Origin of the sequence: Blastococcus sp. TF02-09 (assembly GCF_003319105.1) — a bacterium.
In the GTDB taxonomy this organism is placed as follows: domain Bacteria; phylum Actinomycetota; class Actinomycetes; order Mycobacteriales; family Geodermatophilaceae; genus Blastococcus.
In genome coordinates this window covers 58,421-84,720 of sequence record NZ_QOHH01000011.1, presented here as the reverse complement: position 1 = coordinate 84,720, position 26,300 = coordinate 58,421, and the positions used below count along the sequence as shown (strand labels likewise).

The window sequence follows — 26,300 nt, the reverse complement described above, 5'->3', positions numbered from 1 at the left end:
CCTCTCAGGACCAGGTGATCAGCGAGCGGAGGAAGAAGCCGACGTTGGCCGGACGCTCGGCCAGCCGGCGCACGAAGTAGCCGTACCAGTCGGCGCCGTAGGGCACGTAGGCCCGGACGGTGGTGCCCGCGGCGGCCAGCCGGCGCTGCTCGTCGGGCCGGATGCCGTAGAGCATCTGCACCTCCCAGGAGTCCGCGCGGCGGGAGTGCTGGGCGGCCAGCTCGTGCGCCAGCGCCACCATCGCGGGGTCGTGCGAGCCGACCATCGGGTGGCCGGGGCCGGCCATGAGCACGCGCAGGCAGCGCGCGTAGGCGGCCGTGACGTCCCTCCTGCGCCGGTGCGCGACGGCCGCCGGTTCGTCGTACGCGCCCTTGACCAGCCGGACCCGCGATCCGGGCGTCGCCAGCGCCACGGCGTCGTCCTCGCTGCGCCGGAGCATGGCCTGCAGCACCGCGCCGGTGCCCGGGTGCTCCCGCCGCAGCTCGGCGAGCACCGCGAGGGTCGAGTCGACGGTGCCCGACTCCTCCATGTCGAGGGTGACGGTCGTGCCGAGGGCCGACGCCGCGTCGGCCACCGGCCGCACCAGCCCGAGGGCGACGTCGTGGCCGCCGGGGAGCCCCTGACCGAAGGCGGAGAGCTTCACCGACAGCTCCGCCGCCCCACCCAGGCGGAGCGGAGCCAGCGCCTCGAGCGCGCGCAGGCAGGCGTCGCGGCTGCGGACGGCCTCGGCCCGGTCGGTCACGTCCTCGCCGAGGTGGTCGAGGGCGACCGCGATGCCGTCGGCGGCGAGCCGGTGCAGCACGACCAGCGCGTCGTCGAGCGTCTCGCCGGCGACGAACCGGTCGACCACCCGCCGGGTGGCCGGGGTGCCGACGAGGGCCCGGCGCAGCCCCGGCCGGCGGGATGCGGCGATCAGGGCCTGCTGCAGCAACGGACCCCCCTCCCGGGTGCCTGCGCGGGCACCCGGAACGCTAGGGACTCCGCCCGGCCGGGGCCAGGGGCGCGGACCCGGCCGGCGCGTCCGCCCCTCCCGGGCGCCGATCCGCGGGCTGCCACCCGGTCGCCTACGATCGACCGCGATGGCTGCCGGTGACCAGGCTGCTGCGCTCCGGAACGAGCGCGGCGCCGACAACGATGTGCTGCGCCTGCTCCGGACGGGCACCGCCGCCGAGCACGAGGACGTCGAGCGCACCCTCGACCTGCTCGACCCAGCGCTGACCCGGCACCGCCTCGCCCGGGTGCTGGACGCGATGCACGGTTTCTGGCGCGCCGCCGAGGCCGGCCTGGACGACTGGGCCGGTCGCTACCCGGCGGACGCCGCGGGCGTGGACTGGGCGCGTCGCCGCCGCGCGCGCCTCTTCGCCACCGACCTCCGGGGGCTGGGCGCGCCGCCGTCCGACGCCGCCCCGCTGCTCCCCGCCGTCCGGGACACCGACGAGGCGCTGGGCCGGCTGTACGTGCTGGAGGGCTCGACCCTCGGCGGTGTCTTCATCGACCGGCACCTGGCCGCCCTGCCCGAGCTGGCCGGGGTCACCGTGCGCTCTTTCTCCCCCTACGGCAGCGAGACCGGTGCCATGTGGGCGGCGTTCCGCCGGACCACCCGCGCCCGCATCTCCGCGGGCGGGGACGCCGCGGTCGTGCTCGCCTCGGCGCGCACGACCTTCGCCGCCCTGGCCGGCTGGTGCCGGCCGGCCGCGGTGCCCGGCGTGCCGGCATGACCGACGCCGCGGAGATCGACTTCGTCGCGCCGGGCGCTCCGATCGACCTCGACAACTGCGCGCGCGAGCCCATCCACGTGCCCGGCAGCATCCAGCCCCGGGGCGTGCTGCTCGTGGTGAGCGACCCCGACCACGTGGTCGAGCAGGCGTCGGAGAACCTCGAGGAGCTGACCGGGGTGTCCTGGCAGCAGTCGCTGGGCCGCCCGCTGACCGACGTCCTCGGCGTGGCCGCCGCGGACGCGGTGATCCGCTCCGCGAGCGCGTTCGGCGACCTGCGCGAACGCAACCCCGTCGAGCTGATCCTCGACGTCAACGGGTCACCCGAGCCGGTGGACGCCGTGCTGCACCGGGCCGTCGTCGAGGGCCACCGGGCGGCCGGCCGCGGCGGGGCGACCGGGGGAACGCCCACGACGAGCCTCGTGGTGGAGCTGGAGCCCGCCCGCGGTCCGCGGCCCTTCTCCTTCCCGAACACCTACCAGGCCGTGCGCGGCACGGTGGCCGAGCTCAACCGCGCCGCCACGCTGCAGGAGCTCTACGACATCACCGCCCGGGCGGTCCGCGAGCTCACCGGCTTCGACCGGGTGATGGTCTACCGCTACGACGCCGACTACAACGGCGAGGTCGTCGCCGAGAGCAAGATCGACGAGCTCAACTCGTTCCTGGGCCAGCACTTCCCGGCCTCGGACATCCCCGCCCAGGCGCGGGCCCTGTACGAGAAGAACTGGATCCGGCTGATCTCCGACGTGGCCTACGAGCCCTCGCCGGTCCGGCCGGCCGACCACCCGGCCAGCGGTCGCCCGCTGGACATGACGTACTCCACGCTGCGCAGTGTCTCGCCGATCCACATCGAGTACCTCGGCAACATGGGGGTCCGCGCCTCCATGTCGATCTCGCTGCTGCGCGACGGCAAGCTGTGGGGGCTCATCGCCTGCCACCACTACAGCGGCCCGCACGCCCCGCCGTACGCCACCCGCGCGGCGGCGGAGTTCCTCGGCTCGACGCTGTCGCTGCGCCTGGTCGACCGGGCCCAGGAGGACGAGGTGCGCCGGGCGCTGCGGGTCCGGGCGACCCTCACCGCGCTGACCGCGGCCGCGCGGGACGAGGACCGCCGGCTCACCGATGCGCTGCTCGGCTCCCCCGGCGTGCTCGACCTGCTGCCCGCCGACGGCGTCGTCCTCCGGCTCCAGGGCGTGACCGGAACCGGCGGGGCCGGCGTCCCGGGAGAGGTCGCCGACGCCATCGCCGCGTGGGCGGCCGGCACCGGCGACGACGTCGTCGCCACCGACTCGCTGCAGCGGGACGCGCCCTCCCTCGATGCGCCCCAGGACGTCGCCTGCGGCGCGCTCGTCCTGCCGCTGCCCGACGGCCAGTACCTGCTGTGGCTGCGGGGCGAGGCCGTGCAGCACGTCGACTGGGGCGGCGATCCGCACAACAAGGCGATCGCCGAGCGCGAGGGCGACGAGGTCCGGCTGAGCCCCCGGAAGTCCTTCGAGCGGTGGCGGGAGGTCGTCCGCGGCCGCTCGCAGCCGTGGACGGCGGAGGAGGTCGCCGAGGCCGCCGAGCTCCGCACCCACCTGCTGGAGGCGCTCTACGCCCGGTCGCGCAGCGTCGTGCGGGCCGCGGAGACCCTGCAGCGCAGCCTGCTCACCGAGCCGGTGCAGCCCGAGGGCTCCGAGCTCGCCGTGCGCTACGTCCCCGCCGCGCGGGAGGCGCAGGTGGGTGGCGACTGGTACGACGTGTTCGACCTGCCCAACGGCTCGACGCTCCTCGTCATCGGTGACGTCGCCGGCCACGACAGCCACTCGGCGGCCACCATGGGCCAGCTGCGCGGGCTGCTCCGCGGCATCGCCTTCTCGGGCAGCAGTGACCCGGCCACGATCCTCACCCGGCTCGACCTCGCGATCGACGGGCTCGGGCTCGGTGCGCTGGCCACCGTGCTGGTCGGCCGGCTCGAGCGGCCCGAGGACGACGGCGGCGGCCGGCTGCTGCACTGGGCCAGCGCCGGTCACCTCCCTCCGCTGCTGCGCTCCCCCGACGGCTCGGTCCGGCCGCTGGACGCGCCGCGGGCCGGCCTGCTGCTCGGCGTCGACCCGACCCGGCCGCGCACCGGGCAGCAGGTGCTCCTGGAACCCGGCAGCACCGTGCTGCTCTACACCGACGGCCTGGTCGAGCGCCGCGACCAGGTGTTCGACGACGGCGTCGCCTTGCTCGCCGCGGCGCTGGGCGAGCTCCGGGACCTGCCCGTCGACGGGCTGTGCGACGCGCTGCTCACCCGGCTGCTGCCCGACGGCGCCGAGGACGACGTCGCGCTGGTCGCCGTCTGCCTGCGTCCCTGCCCCGGCTGAGGGTCAGTCGTCCAGGTCGGGCGCCGCGAACAGCGGGGTGAGCCCGTCGTCGGGGTCACCCGGGACGTCGGCCCGGTGGGTGCGGACGTCGAGGATGGTGTCGCGCACCGGGATCTCGGGGAGACCGCGGGCATCGCGCTCGAGCGCGGCCAGCAGCCGTTCCTCGTCGGGGGCGAGATCCCCCGGCCCCAGCCGTCCGCCCGGCCCGTAGCCGTCCGAGCCCGCCGCCGTCCAGTCGTCGGGGTCGCTGCCGTGTGGTCCGGCCATGCTCATGCCATCCACCTCACCGGGGGAAGTTCGGCTCGAGCCGGGGCACGATCTGCATCTCCGGCACGAACGCCGACGGATGCAGCAGCACCAGCGTGCGCACCATCTCCGCCACCGCGGCCGGCGGCATCATCAGGTGGGACGGGATGCCCCACTGCTCCATCATCGGGGTGTCCATGGCCGCCGGGATGACCGACTGCACGCGGCAGGGGAACGGCCGCTCGGTGCCGTCGTCGGCCCGCGTCGCCTTCTCCCGCAGCTCGCGCTGGATGCACCGCGTGGCGTTGAGGAAGCCGGCCTTGGACCCGTTGTAGGCGATGGCGCCGCTGCCCGACGTGATGGCCGAGAGCGACACGATGTGCACGACGTCGGCGGTGCGGCCCTCCGGCAGGTGCTGGACCCGCTTGGTGAACTCGCTGGTCAGGAAGATCGGACCCTCGAAGTTCACCGCCTGCACGCGCCGGAAGTCGGCGAGGTCGATGTCGGTCACGTAGCCCGGCCGGTCGATGCCGGCGACGTTCACCAGGATGTCGAAGCTGTCGCCGTGGCTGTCGAAGAGGCCACCGACGACGCTGCGCCGGCTCTCGTCGTCGGTGACGTCCAGGGCGAGGACCTCGGCGCTGCCGCCGCCGTCGGCCACCAGGCCCCGGGTGTGCTCGCTTCCGGCGGCGTCGATGTCCGCGATCGCCACGTGCGCCCCGGCCTCGGCCAGCGCCAGCGCCGTCGCGCGACCGAGCCCGCTGGCGGCGCCGGTGACCAGTGCGACGCGCCCCTTGAGCGACTCCTGCATCGTTCCTCCAGTCCCGCCGTCGGTGCTTCCCGACAGCCTCGCGGAGAACGCGCGCGGTCGCAGCCCGGGATCAGCCGCCGACGGAGCCGCTGGCGGACACGCCCTGGAACGGGGGGCGCGGCGCGGCCCAGACGTCGGCCATCGTCACCGTGCGGAGCCGGCGCTCCTGGATCAGCTCCAGCAGCTCGCCGTACACCGTGGTGACCGTGCGCTGGTTGGCGTGGCCCACGACGATGGCCTGCGGCAGGAACCACTCCCGGGCGTAGCCGACCAGCTCGGCCCCGGTGAGCACCCGGGAGTCGCCGAGCGTGCCGTTCCACATCGCGATGGTCGGGTGGCCCAGGTCGGCGGCGATCCGGTCGGTGCGCTCGTCGTGGGACCCGAAGGGCGGCCGGAAGAACGGGGTGTCGACGCCGAACGTGTCCGTGATGAAGTCGCGGTTGCGGGCGATCTCCTCGGCGGCCTCGGCGTCACCGAGCGTGGTGATGTCGGGGTGGGACCAGGTGTGGTTGCCGAGCGCGACCTGCCCGGAGTCGACCAGCGGCCGGAGGACGGCGGCGTTCTCCTCCCACGACCGGTAGCAGCCGTTGGGGAAGAGGGTGAGCCGGACGTCGGCGTCCTTCGCGAAGGCGGCGAAGGCGGCGACCACCTCGCTGCTGGTGCCGTCGTCAATCGTCAGCGCCAGCCCGTTCCCCGCGCCCGGGAGCTCGGTGACCACGCCGGTCGGCGGGAGGAGGGTGCGCGGCACGTCGGCGACCGCGGCGGCCGGCGACGTCGTGGTCGGCGCGGCGAGCGGCACGTCCTGCCCGGCGCGCGTGCCCGTGACCGCACCCCGCCCGGTGGCGGCCACGGCCAGTCCTGCGGCGAGGGTCAGCAGGAACCGTCGTCGGTCCATGCCGGCGACGCTAGGCAGGGCACCGCGGCTCCCCCGTGCAGGCGGACGACGACGCGCCGCAGCCGTTCGGAGCGCATCCGCGGGGCTGCGCTGGGTGACGACGGCCCCTCACCGAGGGTCCCGCAGCCACTACCCGCGGTCAGGCGGTGGGCACCAGCCCGGCGTCCTCGATCAGCCGTGCCTGCTCGCGGCACCACGGTGACCAGGCGTCGCCCTCGGTCTCCTGCCGGCGCCGGAACGCGGCCCAGTCGAGCACCTCCCACGCCCCCACCTCGGTCGGGTCGGGGGCGGGCGTGCCGGCGTAGCGGCCCAGGTAGACGGGGCAGATCTCGTTCTCTACGACGCCGCGGAACTCCGCCCGGTAGCGGTAGCCGGGCAGCGCCGGGCGCAGCTCGCTCACCTGGAGGCCCAGCTCGAAGGCGGCCCGGCGGGCGATCGCGGCGCCGTCGTCCTCGTCCGGCCCGGGGTGCCCGCACACGGTGTTGGTCCACATGCCCGGGAAGGTCTGCTTGCCCTCGGCCCGCCGGGTGACCAGCAGCCGGCCGTCGTCGTCGAACAGGTACGCGGAGAAGGCCCGGTGCAGCGGCGTCTCCCCGTGGTGCACCAGCGGCTTGGGCAGGGTGCCGACGGCGCGGCCGTCGTCGTCGACCAGCACGATGAGCTCGGCGGGAGGGGAGGTCACCGCCCCATCGTCCCCGACCTCGGCCCCGCGCGCCGCCGCCCTCCCGTGACCGGGCACCGGCTGCGGGGCCGGCCGTCCCGGGGCACAGTCGTCGGATGGACAGCTTCCGCCGCGACGGCCTCACCTTCGACGTCCGCGACGCCGGCCCCCGGGACGGCGAACCGGTCGTCCTGCTGCACGGCTTCCCCCAGGACTCCGCCGCGTGGGACCAGGTCGCCCCGGCACTGCACCAGCACGGGCTGCGCACCCTGGCGCCGGACCAGCGCGGCTACTCCCCCATGGCCCGCCCGCGGGGCCGCAGCCACTACACCCTCCGCGAGACGGTGGGCGACGTGCTGGCCCTGCTCGACGCCGCCGGGCTGGAGAGCGCGCACGTCGTCGGCCACGACTGGGGCGGCATCGTCGCCTGGGGTCTGGGCGCCTGGCACCCCGACCGGGTCCGGACGCTCACCGCCCTCTCGGTGCCGCACCCCGGGGCGATGGCGAAGGCGATGGTCACCAGCGACCAGGGCCTGCGCTCCTTCTACGTGGGCGTCTTCCAGCTGCCGGTGCTGCCGGAACGGCTCCTGCTGGCCGGGAACGGGGCGCTGCTGCGCCGCACGCTCCGCTCCGGCGGGCTGGACGAGGCGCTGGCCGACCACTACGTCCGGCGGATGCAGGAGCCGGGCGCGCTGTCCGCGGCCCTGGGCTGGTACCGGGCGCTGCCCCTGGCCGGCCGCGACCCGGTCGGGACGGTGCGGGTGCCGACCCTGCACGTGTGGAGCACCGGCGACACCTTCCTGGGCCGCAGGGCGACCGAGACCACCGAGCAGTTCTGCGCCGGCGACTACCGGCTGGAGGTCCTCGACGGGGTGCCGCACTGGATCCCCGAGCTGGCCGCCGAGCGCGTGGCCGAGCTGGTCACCGCGCACGTGCGCACGGCGGCGGCCTGAGCACCGCGAGCCACCGGGCGCGGTGCTCGGCAGACTGACCGCATGACGGCGACGACGTCCCCGACCTCCCGGGCCGAGCGGCTCGACCGGCTGCCCTGGACCCGCGAGCACGGCCGGCTGGTCGTCGGCTCGGGCCTGGGCTGGGCGCTCGACGCCATGGACGTCGGCCTCATCTCCTTCGTCATGGCGGCGCTCGCGGCCCAGTGGGCGCTCACCTCCACCGAGCTGTCGTGGATCGGCTCCATCGGCTTCGCCGGGATGGCGCTGGGCGCGACCCTCGGCGGGCTGCTGGCCGACCGGTTCGGCCGCCGCCAGGTGTTCGCGCTGACCCTCCTGGTGTTCGGCTTCGCCACCGGGGCGGCCGCGCTGTCGTGGTCGGTGGGCGCGCTGCTGGTGTTCCGCTTCCTCATCGGGCTGGGCCTGGGCGCCGAGCTGCCGGTCGCCTCCACGCTGGTCAGCGAGTTCGCCCCGGCCCGCGTGCGCGGGCGGGTGGTCGTGCTGCTCGAGGCGTTCTGGGCGGTCGGCTGGACCCTCGCGGCCCTGATCGGCTACTTCGTCGTACCCCGCAGCGACGACGGCTGGCGGTGGGCGCTGGCCCTCGGCGCGCTGCCGGCCCTCTACGCCGTCGTCGTCCGCCGCGGGCTGCCGGAGTCGGTGCGCTTCCTGGAGCTGCGCGGCCGCACCCGGGACGCCGAGGCGACCGTGCGCCGCTTCGAGGAGGCGGCCGGCGTCGAGCCCGTCCCCTCCCCCGACGCCCCGCCCGCCACCGGCCCGGCACCGGGGCTCGCGGCCGTCTGGGCACCGGGCACCCGCGCCCGCACCGCCGCGCTCTGGACGGTGTGGTTCAGCATCAACTTCTCGTACTACGGCGCCTTCATCTGGCTGCCCACGCTGCTGTTCGACGACGGCTTCTCGCTGGTCAAGTCCTTCCAGTACACGCTGATCATCACGCTCGCCCAGCTGCCCGGGTACGCCGCCGCGGCGGTGCTCATCGAGAAGTGGGGCCGCCGCCCGACGCTCGCCACGTTCCTGGTCGGCTCGGCCGTCGGGGCGGTGCTGTTCGCCTCCGCGGACGGCGACACCGCCGTCCTGGTCACCGGCATGGTGCTGTCCTTCTTCAACCTCGGCGCCTGGGGTGCGCTCTACGCCGTCACGCCGGAGACCTACCCGACGGCGCTGCGCGCGACCGGCGCCGGCTCGGCCGCCGGGTTCGGCCGGCTCGCCTCGATCGCCGCGCCGCTGTGCGTGCCGCCCCTGGTCGACGCCGGCGGCACCGGGCTGGTGTTCGGCACGTTCGCCGCCTTCTTCGCCCTCGGCGCGCTGGCCACGTGGGGCCTCCCCGAGCGGCGCGGCCGGGCGCTCGAGGACGACGTCGCGACTCCGGTGGGCACCGCCGCCCGCTGACACCCGCCCCCGCCCGCCCCGCCTGCCCTCCCCCGCCTGCCTCCCCGCCCCGCTGCCCCCGTCGCCGAGTGCGGGGTTGCGGTCGCCCTGTGCGGCGTGTCGGCGCGTGTCGGCGACCGCAACTCCGCACTCGCCCGCACCGGCACGTGCAAAGGTCCCTTTGCAAAGAAACCTTTGCAATTTATCGTCGGCGTCATGACCGGTGCGCCGCCTCCCGGCGAGGCCATCGACGTCCGCGACCTCCGGGCGCTGCGGGCGCTCGCCCACCCGCTGCGCATGAGCCTGCTCGGCGCCCTGCGCAGCGACGGGCCGTCCACGGCGAGCCGGCTGGCCGAGCGGCTCGGCGAGAGCAGCGGGGCGACGAGCTACCACCTCCGCCAGCTCGCGGGCTTCGGCTTCGTCGAGGAGCTTCCCGGGGAGGGCACCGGCCGCGAGCGGTGGTGGCGGGCGATGCACCGCAGCACCCGGTGGGACACCGACGAGCTGCTCGACCAGCCCGGCGGCCGGGAGGTGGTCGACGAGCTCACCGACCGGATCGTCGCCCACCAGCGCCGGATGCTCGCCGCGTTCGCTGCGGAGCGGGAGTCCACCGACGAGGAGTGGCGCGCCGCCGCCTCGCTCAACGACTGGGCGCTGCGCCTGTCCCCGGCGCGGGCCCGGGAGCTGATCGGCGAGCTCAACGACGTGGTCCAGCGCTGGCGTGACGAGCACGAGGAGGACGGCCAGCCGCTCGTCCACGTGCTCCTCGACCTCTTCCCGCTGCGGAGCTACCCGCTGTGACCGGCGTCCTGAGCCCGGAGGCGGCGCGACGGCGCTTCGTCGGCCTCACGGTGCTGCGCTGGCTGCCCGTCGGGGTCGCCGTCCCCGTCTCGGTGCTGCTGGCCACCGAGCGCGGGCTGTCCCCCGCCGACATCGGGGTGACCGTCGCCGTGTACGGCGCCGTCGCCCTCTTGCTGGAGCTGCCGACCGGCGGCCTGGCCGACGCCATCGGGCACCGCCCGGTCCTGGTGCTCTCCGGCGCCTTCACGATCGCCGGGCTGCTCACCATGGCCCTCGCGGACAGCCTGGTCTGGTTCGTCGCCGCCTGGACGCTCAAGGGCGTCGCGCGGGCCCTGGACTCCGGCCCGCTCGAATCCTGGTACGTGGACACGGTCCACCGGACCGAGCCGGGCAGCGACCTCACCCCGGGGCTCTCCCGGGCGGCGGCCGCCGACGCCGCCGGCCTGGCGGTCGGCGCGGTGGTCGGTGGCGTGCTGCCCCTGCTCGTGGACCGCAGCGGTGCCGCGGCGCTGGCGCTCCCGCTGTTCCTCGCCGCCGGCTGCGGCGTCGTGCACGTCGTCGCCGTGCTGCTGCTCGTCGTCCCCGTCCGGACGCCGACGGCGTCGGGAGCCGCGGCGCTGCACAGCGGCGTGCGCGAGGTGCCCGTGGTGATCCGCGCGACGGTGCGGCTGGTGCTCACCGACCCGCTGCTGCGCCTGCTGCTGGTCGTCTCCTTCCTGGTCGGGCTGGTGCTCACCGCGCTGGAGCTGCTCGGCCCCCTGCACCTCGCCGACCTGGCCGGCTCGCCCGAGGCGGGGTCGGCGGCCTTCGGCATCGTCACCGCGGTCTCCTTCGCCGCGGCGGCGGTGGGCTCGCTGCTCGCCCCGGCGCTCGGCCGGGCGACGCGCGGCTCCGTGGTCGTCTCCAGCGCGGTGACGTCGGTGCTGGGGGCGCTCGCGATCGCGGGGTTCGCCCTCGCCCCGGCCGTCGTCGCGGCCGCCGTCGCCTACGTGACCTTCTACCTGCTCAACGGCGCCGCGTGGCCGCTGCGCCAGCAGTTGCTGCACGACCGGACGACGGCGTCGCAGCGGTCGACCACCCTCTCGGCGAAGTCGCTGGCGCTGATGCTCGGCGGGCTGGTCGGCAACCTGCTGCTCCCCCGCCTGGCCGAGGGGGCCGGGCTGCCCGCGGGACTGCTCGCGGGTGCCGGCAGCATGCTGCTGCTGGCCGTGGTGTCCCTCGGTCTGCGCGCCGGACGGGACGCCGGCGCCCCTGGCCGGGAGGCACCGGCCGGAGGACAGTCCGCGCATGACCCTGGATCCCGTGATGACCAATCCGGATCACTACCGGGTGGTCTTCGAGAACGAGCGCGTGCGGGTGCTCGAGTACACGGACGCGCCCGGTGACCGCACCACCGAGCACGAGCATCCGGACAGCGTCATGGTCACGCTGAGCTCCTTCCGCCGCCGGCTGCACGCCGGCGACGCGTACCGCGACGTCGACCTCCCGACCGGTCTGGCCCGCTGGCTCCCGGCACAGCGGCACTCCGGCGAGAACATCGGCGACACCGCGAGCCATGCGCTGTTCGTCGAGCTCAAGGACGGCGGCCCCGCGCGACCGGACGAGGCGCGGCTCGGGCCGGAGTGACCGCCGGCCGGTTGGTGCCCGGCCGCCCGGGTAGCGGCAGGCCATGGCTGACTTCACCCCCGGGCACCTGCAGGGCGCGACCGTCGCCGTCACCGGCGCGAGCGGCAACGTCGGGACGGCGCTGCTGCGCCGGCTCACCGCGCCGGACAGCGGCGTCGCGGAGGTGCGCGGGCTGGCCCGCCGGGTGCCGCCGCAGGTGGCGCCCTACGACGGCGTCCGGTGGTTCTCCGCCGACCTGGCCGACCCCGCGGACGGCAGCGTCCTGGCGGAGTTCGTGGACGGTGCGGACGTCGTCATCCACCTCGCCTGGGCGCTGCAGCCCGGACGCAAGCCCGACCTTCTGCACGAGGTGAACGTCGACGGCTCCTGGCGGGTCGCCCGGGCCGCCAGTGCCGCCGGGGTGGGGCAGTTCGTGCACATGTCCTCGATCGGCGCGTATGCGGCGGGCGCCGTCGGCCGTCGGGTGAGCGAGGACTGGCCGACCACCGGGGTCCCGAGCGCCCAGTACAGCCGGGACAAGAGCGAGGCCGAGCGCGTCGTGCGCCAGGTCCTCGCGCACCGCACGTCCACGGTGCTGTCGGTCGTGCGGCCCACGCTGGTGCTCCAGCCGGAGGCGGGCAGCGAGATCGGCCGCTACTTCCTGGGCCCGCTGCTGTTCGCCGCCGCCCGGCAGATCCCCGGCGCGCTGGCCCGGTTGCTGCCCCTGCCGCTGCCGACCGTGGCGGTGTCCTTCGTGCACGCCTTCGACGTCGCCGACGCCCTGGTCCGCATCGTCGACCGGCAGGTCCCCGGGCCGTTCAACATCGCCGCCGAGCCGCTGCTCGACGCCGCCGGTATCGCCGAGGCGCTGGGCACCCGCCGGATCCCGGTGCCCGCGATCGCGCTGCGCGTGCCGCTCGCGGCCGCCTTCGCCGCGCACCTGGTGCCCACCGAGCCGGGCTGGCTGGACATGGGCACGTCGCTGCCGGCCATGGACACCACCCGCGCCCGCACGCTGCTGGACTGGACGCCCGCCCACCGCAGCGACGACGTGCTGCGCCAGTTCGTCGCCGCGCTCGGTGCCGGCACCGGCGCCCCCGGCCCGCTGCTGCGGCCGGCCTCCGGTCCCGAGCTCGACCCGGCCGGCGACCCGGCGAACGTCCCGGGGCCGCGCGACTGACCACGGGTCAGCCGCGGCTGGTCCAGGCCCCCACGTCGCGCCCGGTGCGGGCGAACACCTCCGACGCGCGGTCGGCGCGCAGGGCGACCAGCGTCGCCTCGCCCTCGGCCAGCGTGACCTCCGGGGTGTCCTCGGCCACCACGCGGGCGGTGGCGGTGGCCCGCCGGCCCTCGACCGAGACCAGTTCGCCGGTGACGACGAGCGGCACGCCGAGGTGCGCCGGGCGGCGGTACGTGACGGCCAGCGAGGCGGTCAGCCCGCCGTGACCCGCCGCCCGCGCGGACCGGGCGAGCACGTGGTCGAGCAGGGTGGCGACGACGCCGCCGTGCACCAGCCCGGGCGGGCCCTCGTGCTGCTTGCCGACCGTCACCCGGCCGACGCAGCGACGCTCCTCCGGCAGGTCCTCGACGACCATGGGCGGCGCCACCGGACTGCCGGGGCCGTAGACCGGGCTGTACCAGCGCTCGCCGGTCGCCGGGTCGTCCACGGTCGCGATCTCGTGCACCTCGCGCAGCTCCTCCGACAGCAGCGCGGTGAGCTCGCGGGCCGCCCGGGTCGCGTCGCCGAGCCGGTCCGACGGCACCTCGGTGCGGACGGCGGCGTCGACCAGCTCGCGCAGCGCCTGCCCGAGCTCGGCGACGGCGTCCCGGCGGATGTGCCTCTCCTCGGCCGACAGCTCGTCAGCCACGAGGCATGCCGGCCTCGCGCAGCAGCGCACCGCCGATGATCACCCGCTGCACCTCGCTCGTGCCCTCGTAGAGCCGGTAGAGCCGGGCGTCGCGGTAGAAGCGCTCGACCGGCGTCGTCCGCAGGTACCCCAGGCCGCCGTGCACCTGGACGGCCTTGTCGACGGCGCGGCCGACCATCTCGGTGCAGAACAGCTTCGCCGACGACGGGCCGACCGAGGTGTCCTCGCCGGTGTCGTAGCGGGCGGCGACGTCGCGGACCATGCTGCGGGCGGCCAGCAGCTCGGCGTGCATGTCGGCGAGCATCGCCTGCACCAGCTGGAAGCGGCCGATCGGCGCCCCGCCCTGCTTGGCCGTGGCGGCGTAGGTTACCGACTCGTCGAGCACCCGCTGGGCCATGCCGACGCAGAGCGCGGCGATGTGCAGCCGGCCGCGGGAGAGCACCGTGAGCGCCTTGGCGTAGCCGCGCCCCTCCTCGCCGATCAGCGCCTCGGCGGGCACCCGCACGTCGTCGAAGAAGACCTCGGCGGTCCAGGCGCCGGACTGCCCCATCTTCTTGTCCTTGGGGCCGACGGTGACCCCCGGCGTGGAGGTCTCGACGACGAAGCTGGAGATGCCACGGCCGCCTTTCTCCTCCGGGTTGGTCCGGGCGAACACGACGAAGAGGTCGGCCAGCGGCGCGTTGGTGATGTAGCGCTTGCTGCCGTTGATGACCCACGAGTCGCCGTCGCGGCGGGCCGAGGTGCGCAACGTCGACGGGTCCGAGCCCGCCTCGGCCTCGGTCAGGGCGAAGGAGCCGATGAGCTCGCCGGCCGAGAGCCCGGGCAGGTACTTCTTCTTCTGCGCCTCGTCGCCGAAGCGGGCGATCACCTGGCCGGAGATGCCGTTGTTGGTGCCGAACAGCGAGCGGAACGCCGGCGTGGTGTAGCCGAATTCGATCGCCAGCTCGACGTCCTCGCTCATGGTGACGCCCAGGCCGCCGTACTCCTCGGGCAGCGCGTAGCCGAACAGACCCATCTCGGCGATCCGGGCGCGCAGCTCGTCGGGGATGCGGTCCTCGTCCTCGATCTGCTCCTCGAGGGGCACGACGCCCTCGCGCACGAGCTGACGAACGGCGTCCTTGATCTGACGGAAGTCCTCGGCGTCCATGGGGACATGCTGGCACGTGGCGGAGCCCACCCGCCGTGGGCCGCCGGGGCACGCGAACCATGCGCACTCGTGGTGATCAGCGGTCGATGACCACGAGTGCGCATGGTTCGCGCACGTGCCTCCCCGGATCAGGCCAGGGCGTCCAGCCGGGCCATGTCCTCGGCGGAGAGGCGGACGCCGGCGGCACCCAGGTTCTCCGTCAGGTGGTCGACGGACTTGGTGCCCGGGATCGGCAGGATGACCGGCGACTTCTGCAGCAGCCAGGCCAGCGCCACCTGGGACGGCGTGGCGTCCAGCTCGCGGGCGATGTCGGCGACCGGGCTGTCGGGGGCGGCCAGGTCACCGGTGGCGATCGGGAACCACGGGATGAAGGCGATGCCCTCGGCGGTGGCGTAGTCGAGCACGTCCTGGCTCTGCCGGTTGGTGAGGTTGTACAGGTTCTGCACGCTGACGATCTCGGTCACCTCGCGGGCGGCCTTCAGCTCCTCGACCGACACCTCGGAGACGCCGATGTGCCGGACCTTGCCCTCCTCCTTGAGCTCCGCGAAGGCGCCGAGCTGGTCGGCCAGGGGCACCTCGGCGTCGATGCGGTGCAGCTGGATGAGGTCGATGCGGTCCAGCTTGAGGTGGCGCAGGGAGAGCTCGACCTGCTGCTTGAGGTAGGCGGGGCGCCCGACCGGCGTCCAGATGCCGGGGCCCTGACGGGTCAGCCCGGCCTTGGTGGCGATGACGAGGCCGTCGGCGTAGGGGTGCAGCGCCTCGGCGATGATCTGCTCGCTGACCTCGGGGCCGTAGGAGTCGGCGGTGTCGATGAAGTCGACGCCCTGCTCGACGGCGGCCTGCACCACGCGGACGGCGGCGGCGCGGTCGGCCGGCTCACCCCAGACGCCAGGGCCGGGGAGCTGCATGGCGCCGTAGCCGAGCCGGTGCACGGGGAGGTCCCCGCCGATGGTGAACGTGTCGCTGAGTTCTGCAGTGGTCATGCCCAGGGCCAGCACGTCTGGGCAGGCAGGTGTTCCCGGCACCGTGTTCGATGGTCGGCGTGGGCGGTGCAACGGGTGGCGGGGCCGGGCAGATCGTCGTGCTGCGGCACGGGCAGACGGAGTGGAGCAGGAGCGGGCAGCACACCGGGCTGACCGACCTGGAGCTGCTCCCCGAGGGCGAGGAGCAGGCCCGGGCCCTGCGCTCGCGGCTCGGCTCCCGGGAGTTCGCCGCGGTGTGGGTGAGCCCTCTCCGGCGCGCCGCCCGCACCGCCGAGCTCGCGGGCCTGACCGTCACCGGCTCCGATCCCGACCTGCTCGAGGTCGACTACGGCGGCTACGAGGGGCGGACGACGGCGGAGATCAGCGCCGAGCTCGGGCGCGGGTGGTCGCTGTGGGCCGACGGCACCGTGCCCGGGGAGACGCCGGGCGAGACGCTGGACCAGGTGGCGGCGCGGGTGGACCGGGTGCTCGACCGGGCCCGCGCACGGCTGCCCGAGGGGGACGTCGCACTGGTCGCCCACGGTCACGTGCTGCGGGTGCTCACCGCCCGCTGGCTGGGGCTCGCCCCGCAGGCCGGCGCGCTGTTCGCGCTGCCCGCGGCGGCCTACGGCGTCCTCGGGCACGAGCACGACCGGCCGGTGCTGACCGGCTGGGCGCTCACCTGACCGCTCGCGGACTGCGCACGGCAGCGCGCTCCGCCGGATTACGGTTCCCCCGTGCACCTGGAGAGCGAGCGGCTGCTGCTTCCGCCTCTCGCTCCTCGGCACGCGGCGGCACTGGCTGTCGTCCACGCCGACGAGGAGGTCGCCCGCTACATCGGCGGCGCGCGGCTCGACGCCGTCGGCACCGCTGAGCAGGTTCTCCGCTTCGCCGAGGTCTGGGCGGAGCACGGGTTCGGCCAGAGCGCCGTGATCGAGCGGACCTCCGGGGCCCTGGTCGGCAGGTGCGGGCTGCACCCGTGGCCGGCGTGGGGTGAGGTGGAGCTGGGCTTCGTGCTCGCCCGCGAGGTCCAGGGACGCGGCTACGCGACCGAGGCGGCCACCGTGTGGCTCGACACCGCCTTCGGCGTCCTCGGTCTGGATCGGCTCACCGCCGTCATCCACCCCGACAACGGACCCAGTCGTGCGCTCGCCGCCCGGCTCGGCTTCACGGTGCATCGCACCGACGTGACACCGGCCGGCGTTCCGGTGCTGGTCCACGAACGGCTGGCACGCCGTCCAGGTCCCTGACCGTCCCCGCGGTCAGCGGGAGCGGGTGACGACGACCGGCTGGAAGCGGCTGGCCGGCTCCTGCGCCGGCTGCTCCCGCCGGACGGGCCGGCCGAAGAGCCAGCCCTGGCCCAGGTCGGCACCCAGGGCGGTGACCTCCTCGGCCAGCTGCTCGGTCTCGACGCCCTGGGCGACGACGACGGCGCCGAGCTGGTGGGCCCGGTCGATGACGGCCCGGAGCACCGCGCGGGCGCCCGCGTCCGGCAGCCCCTGCACGAGCCCCTTGTCCAGCTTCACCACCTCGGGCCGGACGGCGGCCAGCAGCGACAGGCTCGAGAAGCCGGCGCCGACGTCGTCCAGCGCGACCCGCCAGCCCAGCGACCGGTGGTGCTCCAGGACCGTGACCAGGTGCCCCCGGTCGGCGATCGCGTGGGACTCCCCGACCTCGAAGACGAACTGGTGCGGCGCCAGTCCCGAGGCGTGGGCCGCCTGCTCGGTGCCGGCGAGGCACACCTGGGCGCGGTAGACCGACCTGGGGTCGGAGTTGATGAACAGGTCGTGGTCGCCGATCCAGGGCAGCGCGCCGGCGATGGCGGACTCGCGGCCGATGCGGTCGAGGCGGTCCAGCCAGCCGGCGGACTCGGCCACGAAGAACAGGTCGCCGCCGCCCACCTCCCGGCCGTCGACCGTGCCGCGCAGCAGGGCCTCGTGCGCGACGACGGAGCGGTCGGCCAGGGTGACGATCGGCTGGTAGGCCGACCACAGCTCCGCCTCGGCCAGGACACCGACCTCGACCGTCACGCCCCGGCGGGCGAGCTCGACAGCCAGCGTGGGCGCGGTGAGCAGCCGGGCGGTCCGCGCGGCGCCGTCCAGGGGCGGGTCGGTGGCCACCCGCACCGCCTCGAGCTCGGCGTCGGTCATCTCCCGGGCGAGCCGCTGGAAGAGCCGCTCGACCCCCCGTCCGCCCCGGGGGTCGAGCACGTCGACCAGGTGCGTCGTGCTGATGACGTCGAGGTCCAGGGCCGCCGCGGTGCGCGCGACCGTCGGCAGCGCGTGGCCGATGGAGGTGGCGAACAGGACCCGCGCGGCGACGCCCGGCACGTCCCAGTGCGTGCGGCAGCCGCACGCGTCCCCGCAGATGGTTCCCACGCCAGCAGGATGACCCACCGCGGGCCGGACCGCCGGAGGCGCGCGCGGCGCGCCCCGAGCCGGAACCGGCGACTTTCAGCGGACTCTCAGGTCGGCGTCGCGAATTACGAGACTTGAGTCCCTTAAGGTCTCGGCCATGTTAGCTCCCGTTGCTCCCGACATCCGCCACAGTCGCGGTGGTCGGCCGCGCGACCCCAGCCGGGACGGTGTCATCCGGGCCGCGATCCTGCGGCTGCTCGCCGACGTCGGCTACAGCGCTCTGACCATGGACGCCGTCGCCAGCGAGGCCGGCGTGGGCAAGGCGACGATCTACCGCCGCTGGCGGACGAAGGAGGAGCTGGTCGTCGACACCGTCTCCGAGCTCAACGCCGTCGAGGCCGAACCGGTCGACACCGGGTCGGTCGAGGGCGACCTGCGCGCCCTGACGCACGCGATGGTCGGCCTGGTCACCAGCCCCGCCGGCGCCGCCACGCAGGCCCTGCTCTCCTCGATGCACCACCAGCCGGCGCTGGCCCAGGCGTTCCGCGACGGCCCGCTGGCCGTGTGGCACGTCGCGTTCGACCAGATGTGGGCCCGCGCCGAGCAGCGCGGCGAGGTCCCGCCCGGGATCGCGCGGTCGCTGGTGGCCGAGGCCATCAGCGCCCCGGTCGTGCAGCGCTGGCTGGTCAACGGCGAGCCGGTCGACAGCGCCCTCGCCGACGCGGTGGTCGACGAGGTAGCCCTCCCTCTCCTGCGGGCGCACGGCGCGCGGGTCTGACTCCCCGGGAGTGCCCCCGGCCCGGGCTCACCAGCCGAGCGTGCCGGGGGCGCCCTTGAACGGTCCGACGACCTCGTCGGTGATCCAGCCGCCGTAGAAGTCCCCCGGCTGCGGGCGGACGACCTCGCCGTCGACGGTGACGCGGTCCAGCCGGCCGGGGTAGAAGGCGACCGCTCCGGCCAGGTGCGCATAGCCCGGGGACGGCGACTCGTAGGACCAGCCGACCGAGGGCGCGCGCCGATCGCCGACGACGACGTCCCAGTAGGTCGCCTGCCCCTTCCACTCGCACCACGACCCGCCCTGCCCGCGCTCGAGCAGGTGCGTGGCCAGGTCGTCGCCCGGCACGTAGTAGGTGGGCGGGTGGCTGGTCTCGCAGACCCGGATCGCGCGCCGGGTGTCGGCGACCACCTGCCCGCCGAACTCCACGAGCACGTGCCGCGGGGTCACCAGCGCCGAGGGCGGCCGTGGGTAGTCCCAGACGGACTCCTGGCCGGGACCCACGGGATCGCGGCGGACGGGCATCCGGTCAGTCGTTGCGGTGCCGGACCCGCTGGACGACGACGACGGTGACGAGCAGGCCCACCGCGCCGACGGCGGCCATGCCCACGGGGGTCTGCAGCCAGCGCACGACGGCGTCTTGGCCCTTGGCCCGCAGGCGCTTCGGGCTCGTCCGGTAGGTCAGCTGGTCCAGCGTGGCGGCCAGCGACTCGCGGGCGGCGTCGATCTCCAGCTGGATCTGTCGTGGGTCGCGAGGCACCCCGACAGCCTGCCAGACGTCGCCGCGGTCAGCCCCTCCACCGTCCGGCCACCACCCGGCCGGGTGCTCCTAGACTCGCAGGACCTCGCGGGAGTGGTGTAACGGCAGCCACGCCAGACTTAGGATCTGGTGCCTCCGGGCGTGCGGGTTCGACTCCCGCCTCCCGCACGAGATCGGCGTGCAGCGCCACCTGTCTCAGTGGTGGTGCAGCTCTGCGCGCACCGCCGCTCGAGCGTCGGCATAGCGGATGACCTCGAAGGTGATCAGCGCGACCAGGATCCCCGCGAGGACGCCCAGAGCCGCCAGGGCCGGCGCCCGACCGAGGACGAGCGGGGCCAGCAGGACGGCGAGCGCGACCACCGCACGCGGGCGGTTGATCGAGCCGATGTTGCGCAGCCGGAAGGCCAGGTGGGCGATCAGGTAGGCGGCCACCCCGCCGTACATCGCCCACAGCGCTGGCGTGGGCAGCGGGTCGGTCAGGCTGTGGTGCGAGGCGTCGCCGACGTACTCCGCGACCTTCTTCAGACCGAGGGCGAGGTAGATGACGCCGGCCACCATGGGGAAGTGCAGGTACGTGAAGGAGTCCCGCGCCAGCCGGACCCGCTCGACGCCCTGCCGACGGCTCAGCACGCGTTCGGCGACCGGCGCGACGACGTCGAAGTACAGCCACCACAGCGCGACGCTGACGGCCAACCCGAGCAGCGCTGCCGCGGCGATCGGCACGGTCAGCGGGAGTTCGAGGACGCCGACGCCCACGGCGATGATCGACTCCCCCAGCGCGATGATCACGATGAGGCCGTGCCGCTCGGCGAAGTGCACCGGTGAGGGCAACCGCCAGCCGGTGCCGGAGGCCTAGATGCCCGAGTAGTCGACGACCAGGGCCAGCGCCCACAGCAGGGTCTGCGTCGGCCCCCCGATCACCGCCCCGGCGACGAGCAGCGTCACCGCGACGCTGACCGGCACGGCGGTGCGCATCAGCTGCCGGCGCAGTTCGGCGTCGCCCAGCGCCGCGACCGCGTACACGGCGAGGTGCAGGAGCCGGGCCAGGGCCAGCGCACCGGCCAGCACCACCGGCGCGCTGATGCCGCCGCCCTGGTCCTCCCACGCCTCCGGGATGGCGAGGGCGACCAGGAACATCGCGGCCATCGCGGCGATCACCGCCGCGCGCACCACCCCTTCGTCGGCGTGCGCCTGGTTGCCGAGCCACGCGTAGCTGCACCACACGAACCACAGCAGCGCGAGCAGGACGAGGCCGCGCAGGACGCCGCGCGGTCCCAGGTCCTCGGCCATGAAGGCGGTCACCTGGGTGATCGCGAAGACGAACACCAGGTCGAAGAACAGTTCGACCGTGGTGACCCGGTGCCCGTCCGCCGTGGGCACGACCCCGTCACCGAGCCGTCGCCGTCGACCGGTCGGACGATGCGCGTCGGTCCGCTCGGTCACGGCGTCCCCTCCCTCGGCCTCCCCGGCCGGCGCCGCCGGGCGACCGGCCCATCATGGCCGGTCGCCGCCTCCGGGGACAGGCACCCGGTCCCGCGGCCGTCAGTCGCCGGCCTGTACGCCCCGGCCGGGCCGGCTCATGTCCCCGGTTCCCGGCGTGCCCTCGGCGAGCCCGTAGCGCAGGTGCACCGTGCCCGACGGGCTCGTCGCGGCCGGCTCCAGCAGCTGGAGGTTCGTCGGCACCGCGCCGTCGGCGAACACCTTCTTGCCGACGCCGAGCACGACCGGGTGCAGCCAGAGGTCCAGCCGGTCGAAGAGCTTCTCCCGCAGCAGGGTCTGCACCAGGTCCAGGCTGCCGACGACCTTGATGTCCTCGTGCCGCTCGCGGATCTCGCGCACCGCGGCGGGGAGGTCGGCGCCGAGCTGCGTGGAGCCCGCCCACGACAGGTCCGGCGTGCCCCGGGAGGCGACGTACTTGGGACTCGTGTTGAACAGGGTCGCGATGTCGCCGTCCTCACCGCCGGCGTCCTGGTGCGGCCAGAAGCCGGCGAAGATGTCGTAGGTCCGCCGGCCCAGCAGCAGGGCATCCGTGCCCTCGTACGCGGCGCCGACCTGCGCGCCGGCGACCTCGTCGAACAGCGGCGCCTGCCAGCCGCCGAAGGGGAAGCCGCCCTCCTCGTCCTCCTCCGGACCGCCGGGCGCCTGCCCGACCAGGTCGAGGGTCGCGAACGTCTCGATCGTGATGAGGCCCATGGCGTCCTCCCGGAGCGCTGGTCGTCCTGGTCGAGGGGTAGACCGCCGGAGGATCACGAACTCACCGTTCAGGTCGCGACCGCGCTCCACTCCCTGTCGATCCACTGCTCGAACTGCTCCGCCGGCATCGGCCGGCCCAGGTGGAAGCCCTGCGCCAGATCACAGCCGGCCGCCCGCAGCGCGCGCCACGTGGCCTGGTCCTCCACCCCCTCCGCGACGGTGGTCAGGCCCAGGTGGTGTCCCAGGTCGATGACCGAGCGCACGATCACCGCATCCCCGACGTCGCTGGTCATCTGCGCGACGATCGAGCGGTCGATCTTGAGCTGGTGCACCGGGAGGCCCTTGAGGTGGGCCAGCGAGGTGTAGCCGGCGCCGAAGTCGTCGATGGAGAGGGTCACCCCCGCCGCGGCGAGGCGGCCGAGGATGTGCCGCGCCCGGACCGGGTCGGCCATGATCGCGCTCTCGGTGACCTCCAGCTCGAGCGCGGACGCCGGCAGACCCCGCGTGGCGAGGCGTTCGAGGACGTCGTCGACGAAGCCGTCGTCCACCAGGTTGCGCGCCGACACGTTGACCGCGACCTGCAGGTGCCGGCCGTCGGCCGCCCAGCGCGCGCACTGCGCGAGCGCCGAGTCGATGACGTACCGCGTCAGCGCGTGGATCAGCGGCGTCCGCTCGGCCAGCGGGATGAACACTCCCGGCGGCACCAGACCCCGTTCGGGGTCCTGCCAGCGCACGAGCGCCTCCACACCGCACACCTCGCCGGTGGAGGTGACCTTGGGCTGGTAGTGCAGCACCAGCTCACCCGCCTCGATGGCACGGCGCAGGTCGCCGAGCAGTCCCAGCCGCTCGGGGCTGTGCGAGTTCAAGCCGGCGTCGAAGACGCACACGCCCAGGCTGCGGTCCTTCGCCGCGTACATCGCGATGTCGGCGTCGCGCAGCAACGCGCTGACGTCGGTGCCGTCGACCCCGGCGAGGGCGATGCCGATGCTGGCGTCGACGTCGAGCGTCGCGCCGTCCGCCTCGATGCTCGGATCCAGCGCGGCCTGCACGCGGGCCGCCAGCTGACGCGCGGCGTCGACGTCGTCCACCCGTGGGAGGAGGATGGCGAACTCGTCGCCGCCCAGGCGCGCCACGGTGTCGGTGTCACGGACCGCTGCCCGCAGCCGGTCGCCGACCGCCTCCAGGACGATGTCGCCGTAGGCGTGCCCGAGCGTGTCGTTGATCTCCTTGCAGCGGTCGAGGTCGATGAGCATGAGCGCCACCGTGCCGACCCCGTCCTGCGCGGCAGCGAGCGCCTCCTCGGCGCGCAGACGCAGCAGCGTGCGGTTCGGCAGCCCGGTGAGCGCGTCGTGCAAGGCCTGGCGCCGGTTCTCGTCCGCGCGTGCGGCGGCCTCGCGCCGGCTGCGGACGAGGACGGTGGTGCACCACGCCACGAGGAGCAATCCCGCGCCGAAGGCTGCCGGCGTCACCCACAGCAGCAGCTCCTGCAGCCGGCGCAGGCCGCTGAGGGCCTCGTCGGCCCGCTGCCGGTGCTCGCGGCTCTCCTCCTCCACGACGTCCTTGATGGCGTCGAAGTACGCGTCGACGTGCGTGTCCTCGTACTCCTCGGTCGCCTCCGGTGTCACGCGGGCGACGACGAGGAGATCGGCGACGGCCGCCTCGTAGCCGTCCTGCAGCGCCATCCACTCGTGCGCCGTCGCGGATTCCAGGCCGTGCGTGGCCGAGCTGATGTGCTGGAGGGCCTCCCGCGTCGCGGCCACGGCTGCCCAGTACTCGGCCTCGGCCTCGGCGCTGTCCTCCTCGGCGCGCTCGTCGGTCAGGGCCTCCTGGTCGGCCAGCGAGGCCTCGGCCTGGTCGGCCCACTCCGAGACGTCGACGCTGAGCTCGGCCTTGGCCGCGGCCGACGCGTTGCTGACCGATGCCGTCACGGAGAAGACGGCCAGTGCGGCGAGGACGACGACGAGTCCTGCGGGTGCCGCGTGCGTCGAGAGGACGGAGCGACGGCGGCCGCGGAAGCGGTCGGGAGGTCCAGCAGCGGGGCGGTGAGACATCGGCGGTCCTCCAGGTGGTGCAGACCGCCTCGTGCGACCGTGCGATGACTACATCGACACGTCGCCCTGCTTGCTGTAGCGCCCAGCGGATGTCGGAGTCGCGCACGACGGTGATCAGCGCCACCGGCCCGGCCCGGCACTGCGGTGGTCAGCCACCGGGACGCGGGCCGGCCGTGACCCCAGGGACGTGGAGATCAGCCGAGTTCGACCCGGAGGTCCAGCTCCGCCGACGGCGCTCCGGGGTCGTCGTCGTCGACCACCGCGAGCAGGTGCACGGTGCCGCCCTCGAACGCGCGCAGCGCCAGCCCCTCCACCTTGTGCACGTGCCCGTCGACCTCCGGCAGCGGTGCGACGGCGACCACCGTGTCGTCGTCGACCAGGGCGAGCGCCGTGGCGACCACCGGCCCGTCGTCGACGGCGTTGGGCGTGTCCTCGGCGGCGGCGCTGAGCAGCATCCGGCCGTCCGGTAGCGCGACGGCGTCGGTCACCGCGAGGCCGACCCCCTCGACGTCGCCCAGGTCGTAGCGCAGCGGCCGGGCGACCGGCACCTCCGCCGCGCCGGCCCGCCCGAGCACCGCGGCCACCAGCGCCTCCAGCGGAAGGTCCACGCCGGCCGAGGGGATGCCGGCGGCCAGGTTGCCCCGCTGGAACCAGCGCACGCGGTCCCGGTGGCGGGCGGCGCCTTCGAGGTTGAGCTGGTCCAGCGGCAGGCCCAGCAGGCCGGCGGTGCGCTCGTAGAGGGGTGACAGGTCGGCGGCGGTGGCCACCGGCTCGCCGTCCAGCAGGCGGACCAGGACGCCGCGCATGCGCCGCGGTGAGGAACCGGACCCGAGCAGCAGCACCGCGGGCGCGCCGTCCACCTCGGCCGGGCAGGCCACCTCGAGGTCGGGCTTGAGGCGCTTGGTGCCGGCGGCCTCGGAGAACCGGTCCAGCCCCTCGATCGGCGGCAGCAACCGCACCGGCACCACCGACCCGGGCCGGCGCCAGGCGGCGATGGTCGCGTCGTCCTGCGCCACCAGCCATCCGTCGCCCAGCGGCGCGACCGCCGAGGCGGCGGTCACCGGGGTGCCGTCGTCGAACCGCAGCCGTCGGCCCCCGTCCACGCGCACCCGCATGGCCCTCACTGTGCCCGGCTCCGGTCGCCGCTGCTCGGCGGTCCGGGCTCACCCGTCGGGGTGACGTCGGCCCGGGACCCGCTCCGGCGCGGCGCCGGGCACGCCGAACCGCCGGGTATGAGCAGCACCGCCATCGCCGCCGGACGCCACCGCGCCCCCGAGGGTCCCGACACCGTGGAGACGATCGCCTCGCTCGCCGACGTCGACCGCCGCGGCCGGCACGCCGAGCGCGGCGAGGACCTGCCGATCTACGAGACGCTGCGCGCCGAGCTGGCCGCGGTCGACTGGTTCAGCCTCGGCCGCTGAGCATCAGCCGAGCAGCTCGGCGATGACCGGCACCAGCGCGGCGAACGCCTGCCCGCGGTGGCTGCGGGCGTCCTTCTCCCCCGGTGACAGCTCCGCCGAGGTGACCTCGAGGCCCTCGGGCACGAACACGGGGTCGTAGCCGAACCCGTTCGTGCCGCGGCCCTCGCGGATCACCGTGCCGCGCCACTCGCGCTCCAGCACCCGCTCGGTGCCGTCGGGCAGCACCAGCGCGGCGGCGCACACGAACGCCGCGCCCCGCCGGACGTCGGGCACGTCGGACAGCTGGGCCAGCAGCAGCGCGGTGTTCGCGTCGTCGTCCCCGTGCCGGCCCGACCAGCGCGCCGAGAGGATGCCGGGCATGCCGTTGAGCGCGTCGACGGTCAGCCCCGAGTCGTCGGCCACCGCCGGCAGCCCGGTGTACCGGACCGCCTCGCGGGCCTTGAGCAGGGCGTTCTCGGTGAAGGTCGCCCCGGTCTCGGGCGCCTCCGGGTACTCCTCGACGTCGGCCAGCCCCACCACGTCCACCCCGGGGACAGCGGAGTGCAGCAGCCGGCGCAGCTCGGTGAGCTTGCCCGGGTTGCGGGTGGCCAGCAGCAGCCTGCTCATCGGGCCAGCGCGGCGGCCTGGATCTGCGTCAGCTCCGCGCAGCCCTTGACCGCGAGGTCGAGCAGGGCGTCTAGCGTCGGGCGGTCGAACACGGCGCCCTCCGCCGTGCCCTGCACCTCGACGAAGCTGCCGTCGCCGGTGCAGACGACGTTCATGTCGGTGCCGGCCTTGACGTCCTCCTCGTAGGGGAGGTCCAGCCGCGGCTCGCCGTCGATGACGCCGACGCTCACCGCGGCGACCGACTGCACGAGGGCGTTCGGCTTGGCCAGCTTCTTGCGGTCCCCGAGCCAGGAGACGGCGTCGGCGAGCGCGACGTAGGCGCCGGTGATGGCCGCCGTCCGCGTACCGCCGTCGGCCTGGAGGACGTCGCAGTCGATGGCGATGCTGTTCTCCCCGAGCGCGCCCAGGTCGATCGAGGCGCGCAGCGAGCGGCCGATGAGCCGGCTGATCTCGTGCGTGCGGCCGCCGATCTTGCCCCGCACCGACTCGCGGTCGCTGCGGGTGTGGGTGGCGCGCGGCAGCATGGCGTACTCGGCGGTGACCCAGCCGAGGCCGGACCCCTTGCGCCAGCGCGGCACGCCCTCGGTCACGCTCGCCGCGCACAGCACCCGGGTGCGGCCGAACTCGACCAGCACCGAGCCCTCGGCGTGGTCGAGCCAGTTGCGGGTGATGGTCACGGGGCGGAGCTGGTCGGCCGCGCGGCCGTCGGGACGGGTCACGGAATCCGAGCGTAGTGCGCGGC

General features: G+C 75.0%; 28 protein-coding genes, 1 tRNA gene and 1 pseudogene. 13 read left to right on the top strand and 17 right to left on the bottom strand.

All coding sequences use genetic code 11. From position 1 onward, the window contains the following. Positions 1 to 4: 4 nt before the first annotated feature. Positions 5 to 931: a proline dehydrogenase family protein gene (locus tag DQ239_RS16290; RefSeq protein WP_113835466.1), complete on the bottom strand. Its 927-nt coding sequence runs from the start codon at positions 929 to 931 to the stop codon at positions 5 to 7. A gap of 148 nt (positions 932 to 1,079) precedes the next feature. On the opposite strand from DQ239_RS16290, the gene DQ239_RS16285 reads away from it, so the two are divergent. Then, on the top strand, positions 1,080 to 1,718 hold the full coding sequence (locus DQ239_RS16285) for a biliverdin-producing heme oxygenase (RefSeq protein WP_113835465.1): 639 nt from the start codon (positions 1,080 to 1,082) through the stop codon (positions 1,716 to 1,718). Beyond that, on the top strand, positions 1,715 to 4,063 hold the full coding sequence (locus tag DQ239_RS16280) for a SpoIIE family protein phosphatase (RefSeq protein WP_113835539.1): 2,349 nt from the start codon (positions 1,715 to 1,717) through the stop codon (positions 4,061 to 4,063). The genes DQ239_RS16285 and DQ239_RS16280 overlap by 4 nt, the downstream gene beginning before the upstream one ends. Positions 4,064 to 4,066: 3 nt before the next feature. Here the strand turns inward: DQ239_RS16280 and DQ239_RS16275 are convergent, their stop codons facing one another. The 4 genes from DQ239_RS16275 to idi all read right to left on the bottom strand — a co-directional run bounded on the left by DQ239_RS16275 (position 4,067) and on the right by idi (position 6,697). After that, a complete protein-coding gene (locus DQ239_RS16275) occupies positions 4,067 to 4,336 on the bottom strand; it encodes a hypothetical protein (RefSeq protein ID WP_233489376.1) in 270 nt (89 codons plus the stop codon). Positions 4,337 to 4,346: 10 nt separating this feature from the next. After that, positions 4,347 to 5,120 carry an SDR family oxidoreductase gene (locus DQ239_RS16270; protein WP_113835464.1) on the bottom strand — a complete coding sequence of 258 codons (774 nt, stop codon included), beginning with the start codon at positions 5,118 to 5,120 and terminating at the stop codon, positions 4,347 to 4,349. A 70-nt stretch (positions 5,121 to 5,190) separates the two neighbouring features. Then, positions 5,191 to 6,015, bottom strand: a complete 825-nt coding sequence (locus tag DQ239_RS16265) for a polysaccharide deacetylase family protein (RefSeq protein ID WP_113835463.1) — start codon at positions 6,013 to 6,015, stop codon at positions 5,191 to 5,193. 139 nt (positions 6,016 to 6,154) lie between these two features. After that, a complete protein-coding gene (gene idi, locus DQ239_RS16260; protein ID WP_113835462.1) occupies positions 6,155 to 6,697 on the bottom strand; it encodes an isopentenyl-diphosphate Delta-isomerase in 543 nt (180 codons plus the stop codon). A gap of 95 nt (positions 6,698 to 6,792) precedes the next feature. Between idi and DQ239_RS16255 the strand changes: the two genes are divergently transcribed. From DQ239_RS16255 to DQ239_RS16230, 6 genes are all read left to right on the top strand, one after another. Further along, on the top strand, positions 6,793 to 7,629 hold the full coding sequence (locus DQ239_RS16255) for an alpha/beta fold hydrolase (protein ID WP_113835461.1): 837 nt from the start codon (positions 6,793 to 6,795) through the stop codon (positions 7,627 to 7,629). Positions 7,630 to 7,671: 42 nt separating this feature from the next. Further along, positions 7,672 to 9,033: an MFS transporter gene (locus tag DQ239_RS16250; protein WP_113835460.1), complete on the top strand. Its 1,362-nt coding sequence runs from the start codon at positions 7,672 to 7,674 to the stop codon at positions 9,031 to 9,033. A gap of 195 nt (positions 9,034 to 9,228) precedes the next feature. Further along, positions 9,229 to 9,813 carry a helix-turn-helix domain-containing protein gene (locus DQ239_RS16245; RefSeq protein ID WP_113835459.1) on the top strand — a complete coding sequence of 195 codons (585 nt, stop codon included), beginning with the start codon at positions 9,229 to 9,231 and terminating at the stop codon, positions 9,811 to 9,813. Then, positions 9,810 to 11,198: an MFS transporter gene (locus DQ239_RS16240; RefSeq protein ID WP_113835458.1), complete on the top strand. Its 1,389-nt coding sequence runs from the start codon at positions 9,810 to 9,812 to the stop codon at positions 11,196 to 11,198. Before DQ239_RS16245 ends, DQ239_RS16240 begins: the two co-directional genes overlap by 4 nt. Then, positions 11,170 to 11,439: a cytoplasmic protein gene (locus DQ239_RS16235; RefSeq protein ID WP_233489373.1), complete on the top strand. Its 270-nt coding sequence runs from the start codon at positions 11,170 to 11,172 to the stop codon at positions 11,437 to 11,439. Before DQ239_RS16240 ends, DQ239_RS16235 begins: the two co-directional genes overlap by 29 nt. A 43-nt stretch (positions 11,440 to 11,482) precedes the next feature. Beyond that, positions 11,483 to 12,598, top strand: a complete 1,116-nt coding sequence (locus DQ239_RS16230) for an NAD-dependent epimerase/dehydratase family protein (RefSeq protein WP_113835456.1) — start codon at positions 11,483 to 11,485, stop codon at positions 12,596 to 12,598. Between the two features lie 7 nt (positions 12,599 to 12,605). Here DQ239_RS16230 and DQ239_RS16225 read toward each other — a convergent pair whose 3' ends face one another. The 3 genes from DQ239_RS16225 to DQ239_RS16215 form a co-directional block, all read right to left on the bottom strand. Beyond that, a complete protein-coding gene (locus tag DQ239_RS16225; RefSeq protein ID WP_113835455.1) occupies positions 12,606 to 13,286 on the bottom strand; it encodes a PaaI family thioesterase in 681 nt (226 codons plus the stop codon). After that, positions 13,279 to 14,433 (bottom strand): acyl-CoA dehydrogenase family protein, encoded by a 1,155-nt coding sequence (locus DQ239_RS16220; RefSeq protein WP_113835454.1) that lies wholly within the window; start codon positions 14,431 to 14,433, stop codon positions 13,279 to 13,281. Before DQ239_RS16220 ends, DQ239_RS16225 begins: the two co-directional genes overlap by 8 nt. Before the next feature lie 128 nt (positions 14,434 to 14,561). Then, positions 14,562 to 15,416 carry an aldo/keto reductase gene (locus DQ239_RS16215; RefSeq protein ID WP_113835537.1) on the bottom strand — a complete coding sequence of 285 codons (855 nt, stop codon included), beginning with the start codon at positions 15,414 to 15,416 and terminating at the stop codon, positions 14,562 to 14,564. 59 nt (positions 15,417 to 15,475) lie between these two features. Here DQ239_RS16215 and DQ239_RS16210 point away from each other — a divergent pair, with 59 nt between their 5' ends. Further along, positions 15,476 to 16,081, top strand: a complete 606-nt coding sequence (locus DQ239_RS16210; protein WP_233489371.1) for a histidine phosphatase family protein — start codon at positions 15,476 to 15,478, stop codon at positions 16,079 to 16,081. Between the two features lie 51 nt (positions 16,082 to 16,132). After that, positions 16,133 to 16,645 carry a GNAT family N-acetyltransferase gene (locus DQ239_RS16205; protein ID WP_113835452.1) on the top strand — a complete coding sequence of 171 codons (513 nt, stop codon included), beginning with the start codon at positions 16,133 to 16,135 and terminating at the stop codon, positions 16,643 to 16,645. Positions 16,646 to 16,657: 12 nt separating this feature from the next. Here DQ239_RS16205 and DQ239_RS16200 read toward each other — a convergent pair whose 3' ends face one another. Next, complete coding sequence (locus DQ239_RS16200; RefSeq protein WP_113835451.1) at positions 16,658 to 17,773, bottom strand: EAL domain-containing protein; 1,116 nt, start codon at positions 17,771 to 17,773, stop codon at positions 16,658 to 16,660. 136 nt (positions 17,774 to 17,909) lie between these two features. Here DQ239_RS16200 and DQ239_RS16195 point away from each other — a divergent pair, with 136 nt between their 5' ends. Next, positions 17,910 to 18,530 (top strand): TetR/AcrR family transcriptional regulator, encoded by a 621-nt coding sequence (locus DQ239_RS16195; RefSeq protein WP_113835450.1) that lies wholly within the window; start codon positions 17,910 to 17,912, stop codon positions 18,528 to 18,530. Between the two features lie 27 nt (positions 18,531 to 18,557). On the opposite strand, the gene DQ239_RS16190 is transcribed toward DQ239_RS16195, so the two are convergent. Both DQ239_RS16190 and DQ239_RS16185 read right to left on the bottom strand, forming a co-directional pair. Continuing rightward, positions 18,558 to 19,052, bottom strand: a complete 495-nt coding sequence (locus DQ239_RS16190; RefSeq protein ID WP_113835449.1) for a DUF427 domain-containing protein — start codon at positions 19,050 to 19,052, stop codon at positions 18,558 to 18,560. Between the two features lie 4 nt (positions 19,053 to 19,056). Further along, entirely contained in the window at positions 19,057 to 19,287 is a 231-nt protein-coding gene (locus DQ239_RS16185) for a DUF3618 domain-containing protein (RefSeq protein WP_113835448.1), read from the bottom strand. Positions 19,288 to 19,374: 87 nt separating this feature from the next. On the opposite strand from DQ239_RS16185, the gene DQ239_RS16180 reads away from it, so the two are divergent. Further along, positions 19,375 to 19,455 (top strand) — tRNA-Leu (locus tag DQ239_RS16180). Between the two features lie 27 nt (positions 19,456 to 19,482). Here DQ239_RS16180 and DQ239_RS21020 read toward each other — a convergent pair. The 4 genes and pseudogenes from DQ239_RS21020 to DQ239_RS16160 form a co-directional block, all read right to left on the bottom strand. Further along, positions 19,483 to 20,667, bottom strand: a pseudogene (locus DQ239_RS21020) (low temperature requirement protein A). Positions 20,668 to 20,829: 162 nt separating this feature from the next. Further along, positions 20,830 to 21,480 (bottom strand): dihydrofolate reductase family protein, encoded by a 651-nt coding sequence (locus tag DQ239_RS16170; protein WP_113835447.1) that lies wholly within the window; start codon positions 21,478 to 21,480, stop codon positions 20,830 to 20,832. A 68-nt stretch (positions 21,481 to 21,548) separates the two neighbouring features. After that, positions 21,549 to 23,531 carry a bifunctional diguanylate cyclase/phosphodiesterase gene (locus DQ239_RS16165; protein ID WP_113835446.1) on the bottom strand — a complete coding sequence of 661 codons (1,983 nt, stop codon included), beginning with the start codon at positions 23,529 to 23,531 and terminating at the stop codon, positions 21,549 to 21,551. 194 nt (positions 23,532 to 23,725) lie between these two features. Beyond that, positions 23,726 to 24,646 (bottom strand): hypothetical protein, encoded by a 921-nt coding sequence (locus DQ239_RS16160; protein WP_113835445.1) that lies wholly within the window; start codon positions 24,644 to 24,646, stop codon positions 23,726 to 23,728. A gap of 117 nt (positions 24,647 to 24,763) precedes the next feature. On the opposite strand from DQ239_RS16160, the gene DQ239_RS16155 reads away from it, so the two are divergent. After that, on the top strand, positions 24,764 to 24,952 hold the full coding sequence (locus DQ239_RS16155; protein ID WP_147252147.1) for a hypothetical protein: 189 nt from the start codon (positions 24,764 to 24,766) through the stop codon (positions 24,950 to 24,952). A 3-nt stretch (positions 24,953 to 24,955) separates the two neighbouring features. Here the strand turns inward: DQ239_RS16155 and rdgB are convergent, their stop codons facing one another. Both rdgB and rph read right to left on the bottom strand, forming a co-directional pair. After that, complete coding sequence (gene rdgB, locus DQ239_RS16150) at positions 24,956 to 25,558, bottom strand: RdgB/HAM1 family non-canonical purine NTP pyrophosphatase (RefSeq protein ID WP_113835443.1); 603 nt, start codon at positions 25,556 to 25,558, stop codon at positions 24,956 to 24,958. Beyond that, positions 25,555 to 26,277 (bottom strand): ribonuclease PH, encoded by a 723-nt coding sequence (gene rph, locus DQ239_RS16145; protein ID WP_113835442.1) that lies wholly within the window; start codon positions 26,275 to 26,277, stop codon positions 25,555 to 25,557. Before rph ends, rdgB begins: the two co-directional genes overlap by 4 nt. Between the last annotated feature and the right edge of the window lie 23 nt (positions 26,278 to 26,300).

Coding starts and splice junctions, on each gene's coding strand:
- DQ239_RS16230 (WP_113835456.1), top strand. CDS start 11,483: ATGGCTGACTTCACCCCCGGGCACCTGCAGGGCGCGACCGTCGCCGTC.
- DQ239_RS16215 (WP_113835537.1), bottom strand. CDS start 15,416: ATGACCACTGCAGAACTCAGCGACACGTTCACCATCGGCGGGGACCTC.
- DQ239_RS16220 (WP_113835454.1), bottom strand. CDS start 14,433: ATGGACGCCGAGGACTTCCGTCAGATCAAGGACGCCGTTCGTCAGCTC.
- DQ239_RS16155 (WP_147252147.1), top strand. CDS start 24,764: ATGAGCAGCACCGCCATCGCCGCCGGACGCCACCGCGCCCCCGAGGGT.
- DQ239_RS16160 (WP_113835445.1), bottom strand. CDS start 24,646: ATGCGGGTGCGCGTGGACGGGGGCCGACGGCTGCGGTTCGACGACGGC.
- DQ239_RS16245 (WP_113835459.1), top strand. CDS start 9,229: ATGACCGGTGCGCCGCCTCCCGGCGAGGCCATCGACGTCCGCGACCTC.
- DQ239_RS16250 (WP_113835460.1), top strand. CDS start 7,672: ATGACGGCGACGACGTCCCCGACCTCCCGGGCCGAGCGGCTCGACCGG.
- DQ239_RS16275 (WP_233489376.1), bottom strand. CDS start 4,336: ATGAGCATGGCCGGACCACACGGCAGCGACCCCGACGACTGGACGGCG.
- DQ239_RS16255 (WP_113835461.1), top strand. CDS start 6,793: ATGGACAGCTTCCGCCGCGACGGCCTCACCTTCGACGTCCGCGACGCC.
- rdgB (WP_113835443.1), bottom strand. CDS start 25,558: ATGAGCAGGCTGCTGCTGGCCACCCGCAACCCGGGCAAGCTCACCGAG.
- DQ239_RS16280 (WP_113835539.1), top strand. CDS start 1,715: ATGACCGACGCCGCGGAGATCGACTTCGTCGCGCCGGGCGCTCCGATC.
- DQ239_RS16165 (WP_113835446.1), bottom strand. CDS start 23,531: ATGTCTCACCGCCCCGCTGCTGGACCTCCCGACCGCTTCCGCGGCCGC.
- DQ239_RS16285 (WP_113835465.1), top strand. CDS start 1,080: ATGGCTGCCGGTGACCAGGCTGCTGCGCTCCGGAACGAGCGCGGCGCC.
- DQ239_RS16270 (WP_113835464.1), bottom strand. CDS start 5,120: ATGCAGGAGTCGCTCAAGGGGCGCGTCGCACTGGTCACCGGCGCCGCC.
- DQ239_RS16265 (WP_113835463.1), bottom strand. CDS start 6,015: ATGGACCGACGACGGTTCCTGCTGACCCTCGCCGCAGGACTGGCCGTG.
- DQ239_RS16170 (WP_113835447.1), bottom strand. CDS start 21,480: ATGGGCCTCATCACGATCGAGACGTTCGCGACCCTCGACCTGGTCGGG.
- DQ239_RS16195 (WP_113835450.1), top strand. CDS start 17,910: ATGTTAGCTCCCGTTGCTCCCGACATCCGCCACAGTCGCGGTGGTCGG.
- DQ239_RS16190 (WP_113835449.1), bottom strand. CDS start 19,052: ATGCCCGTCCGCCGCGATCCCGTGGGTCCCGGCCAGGAGTCCGTCTGG.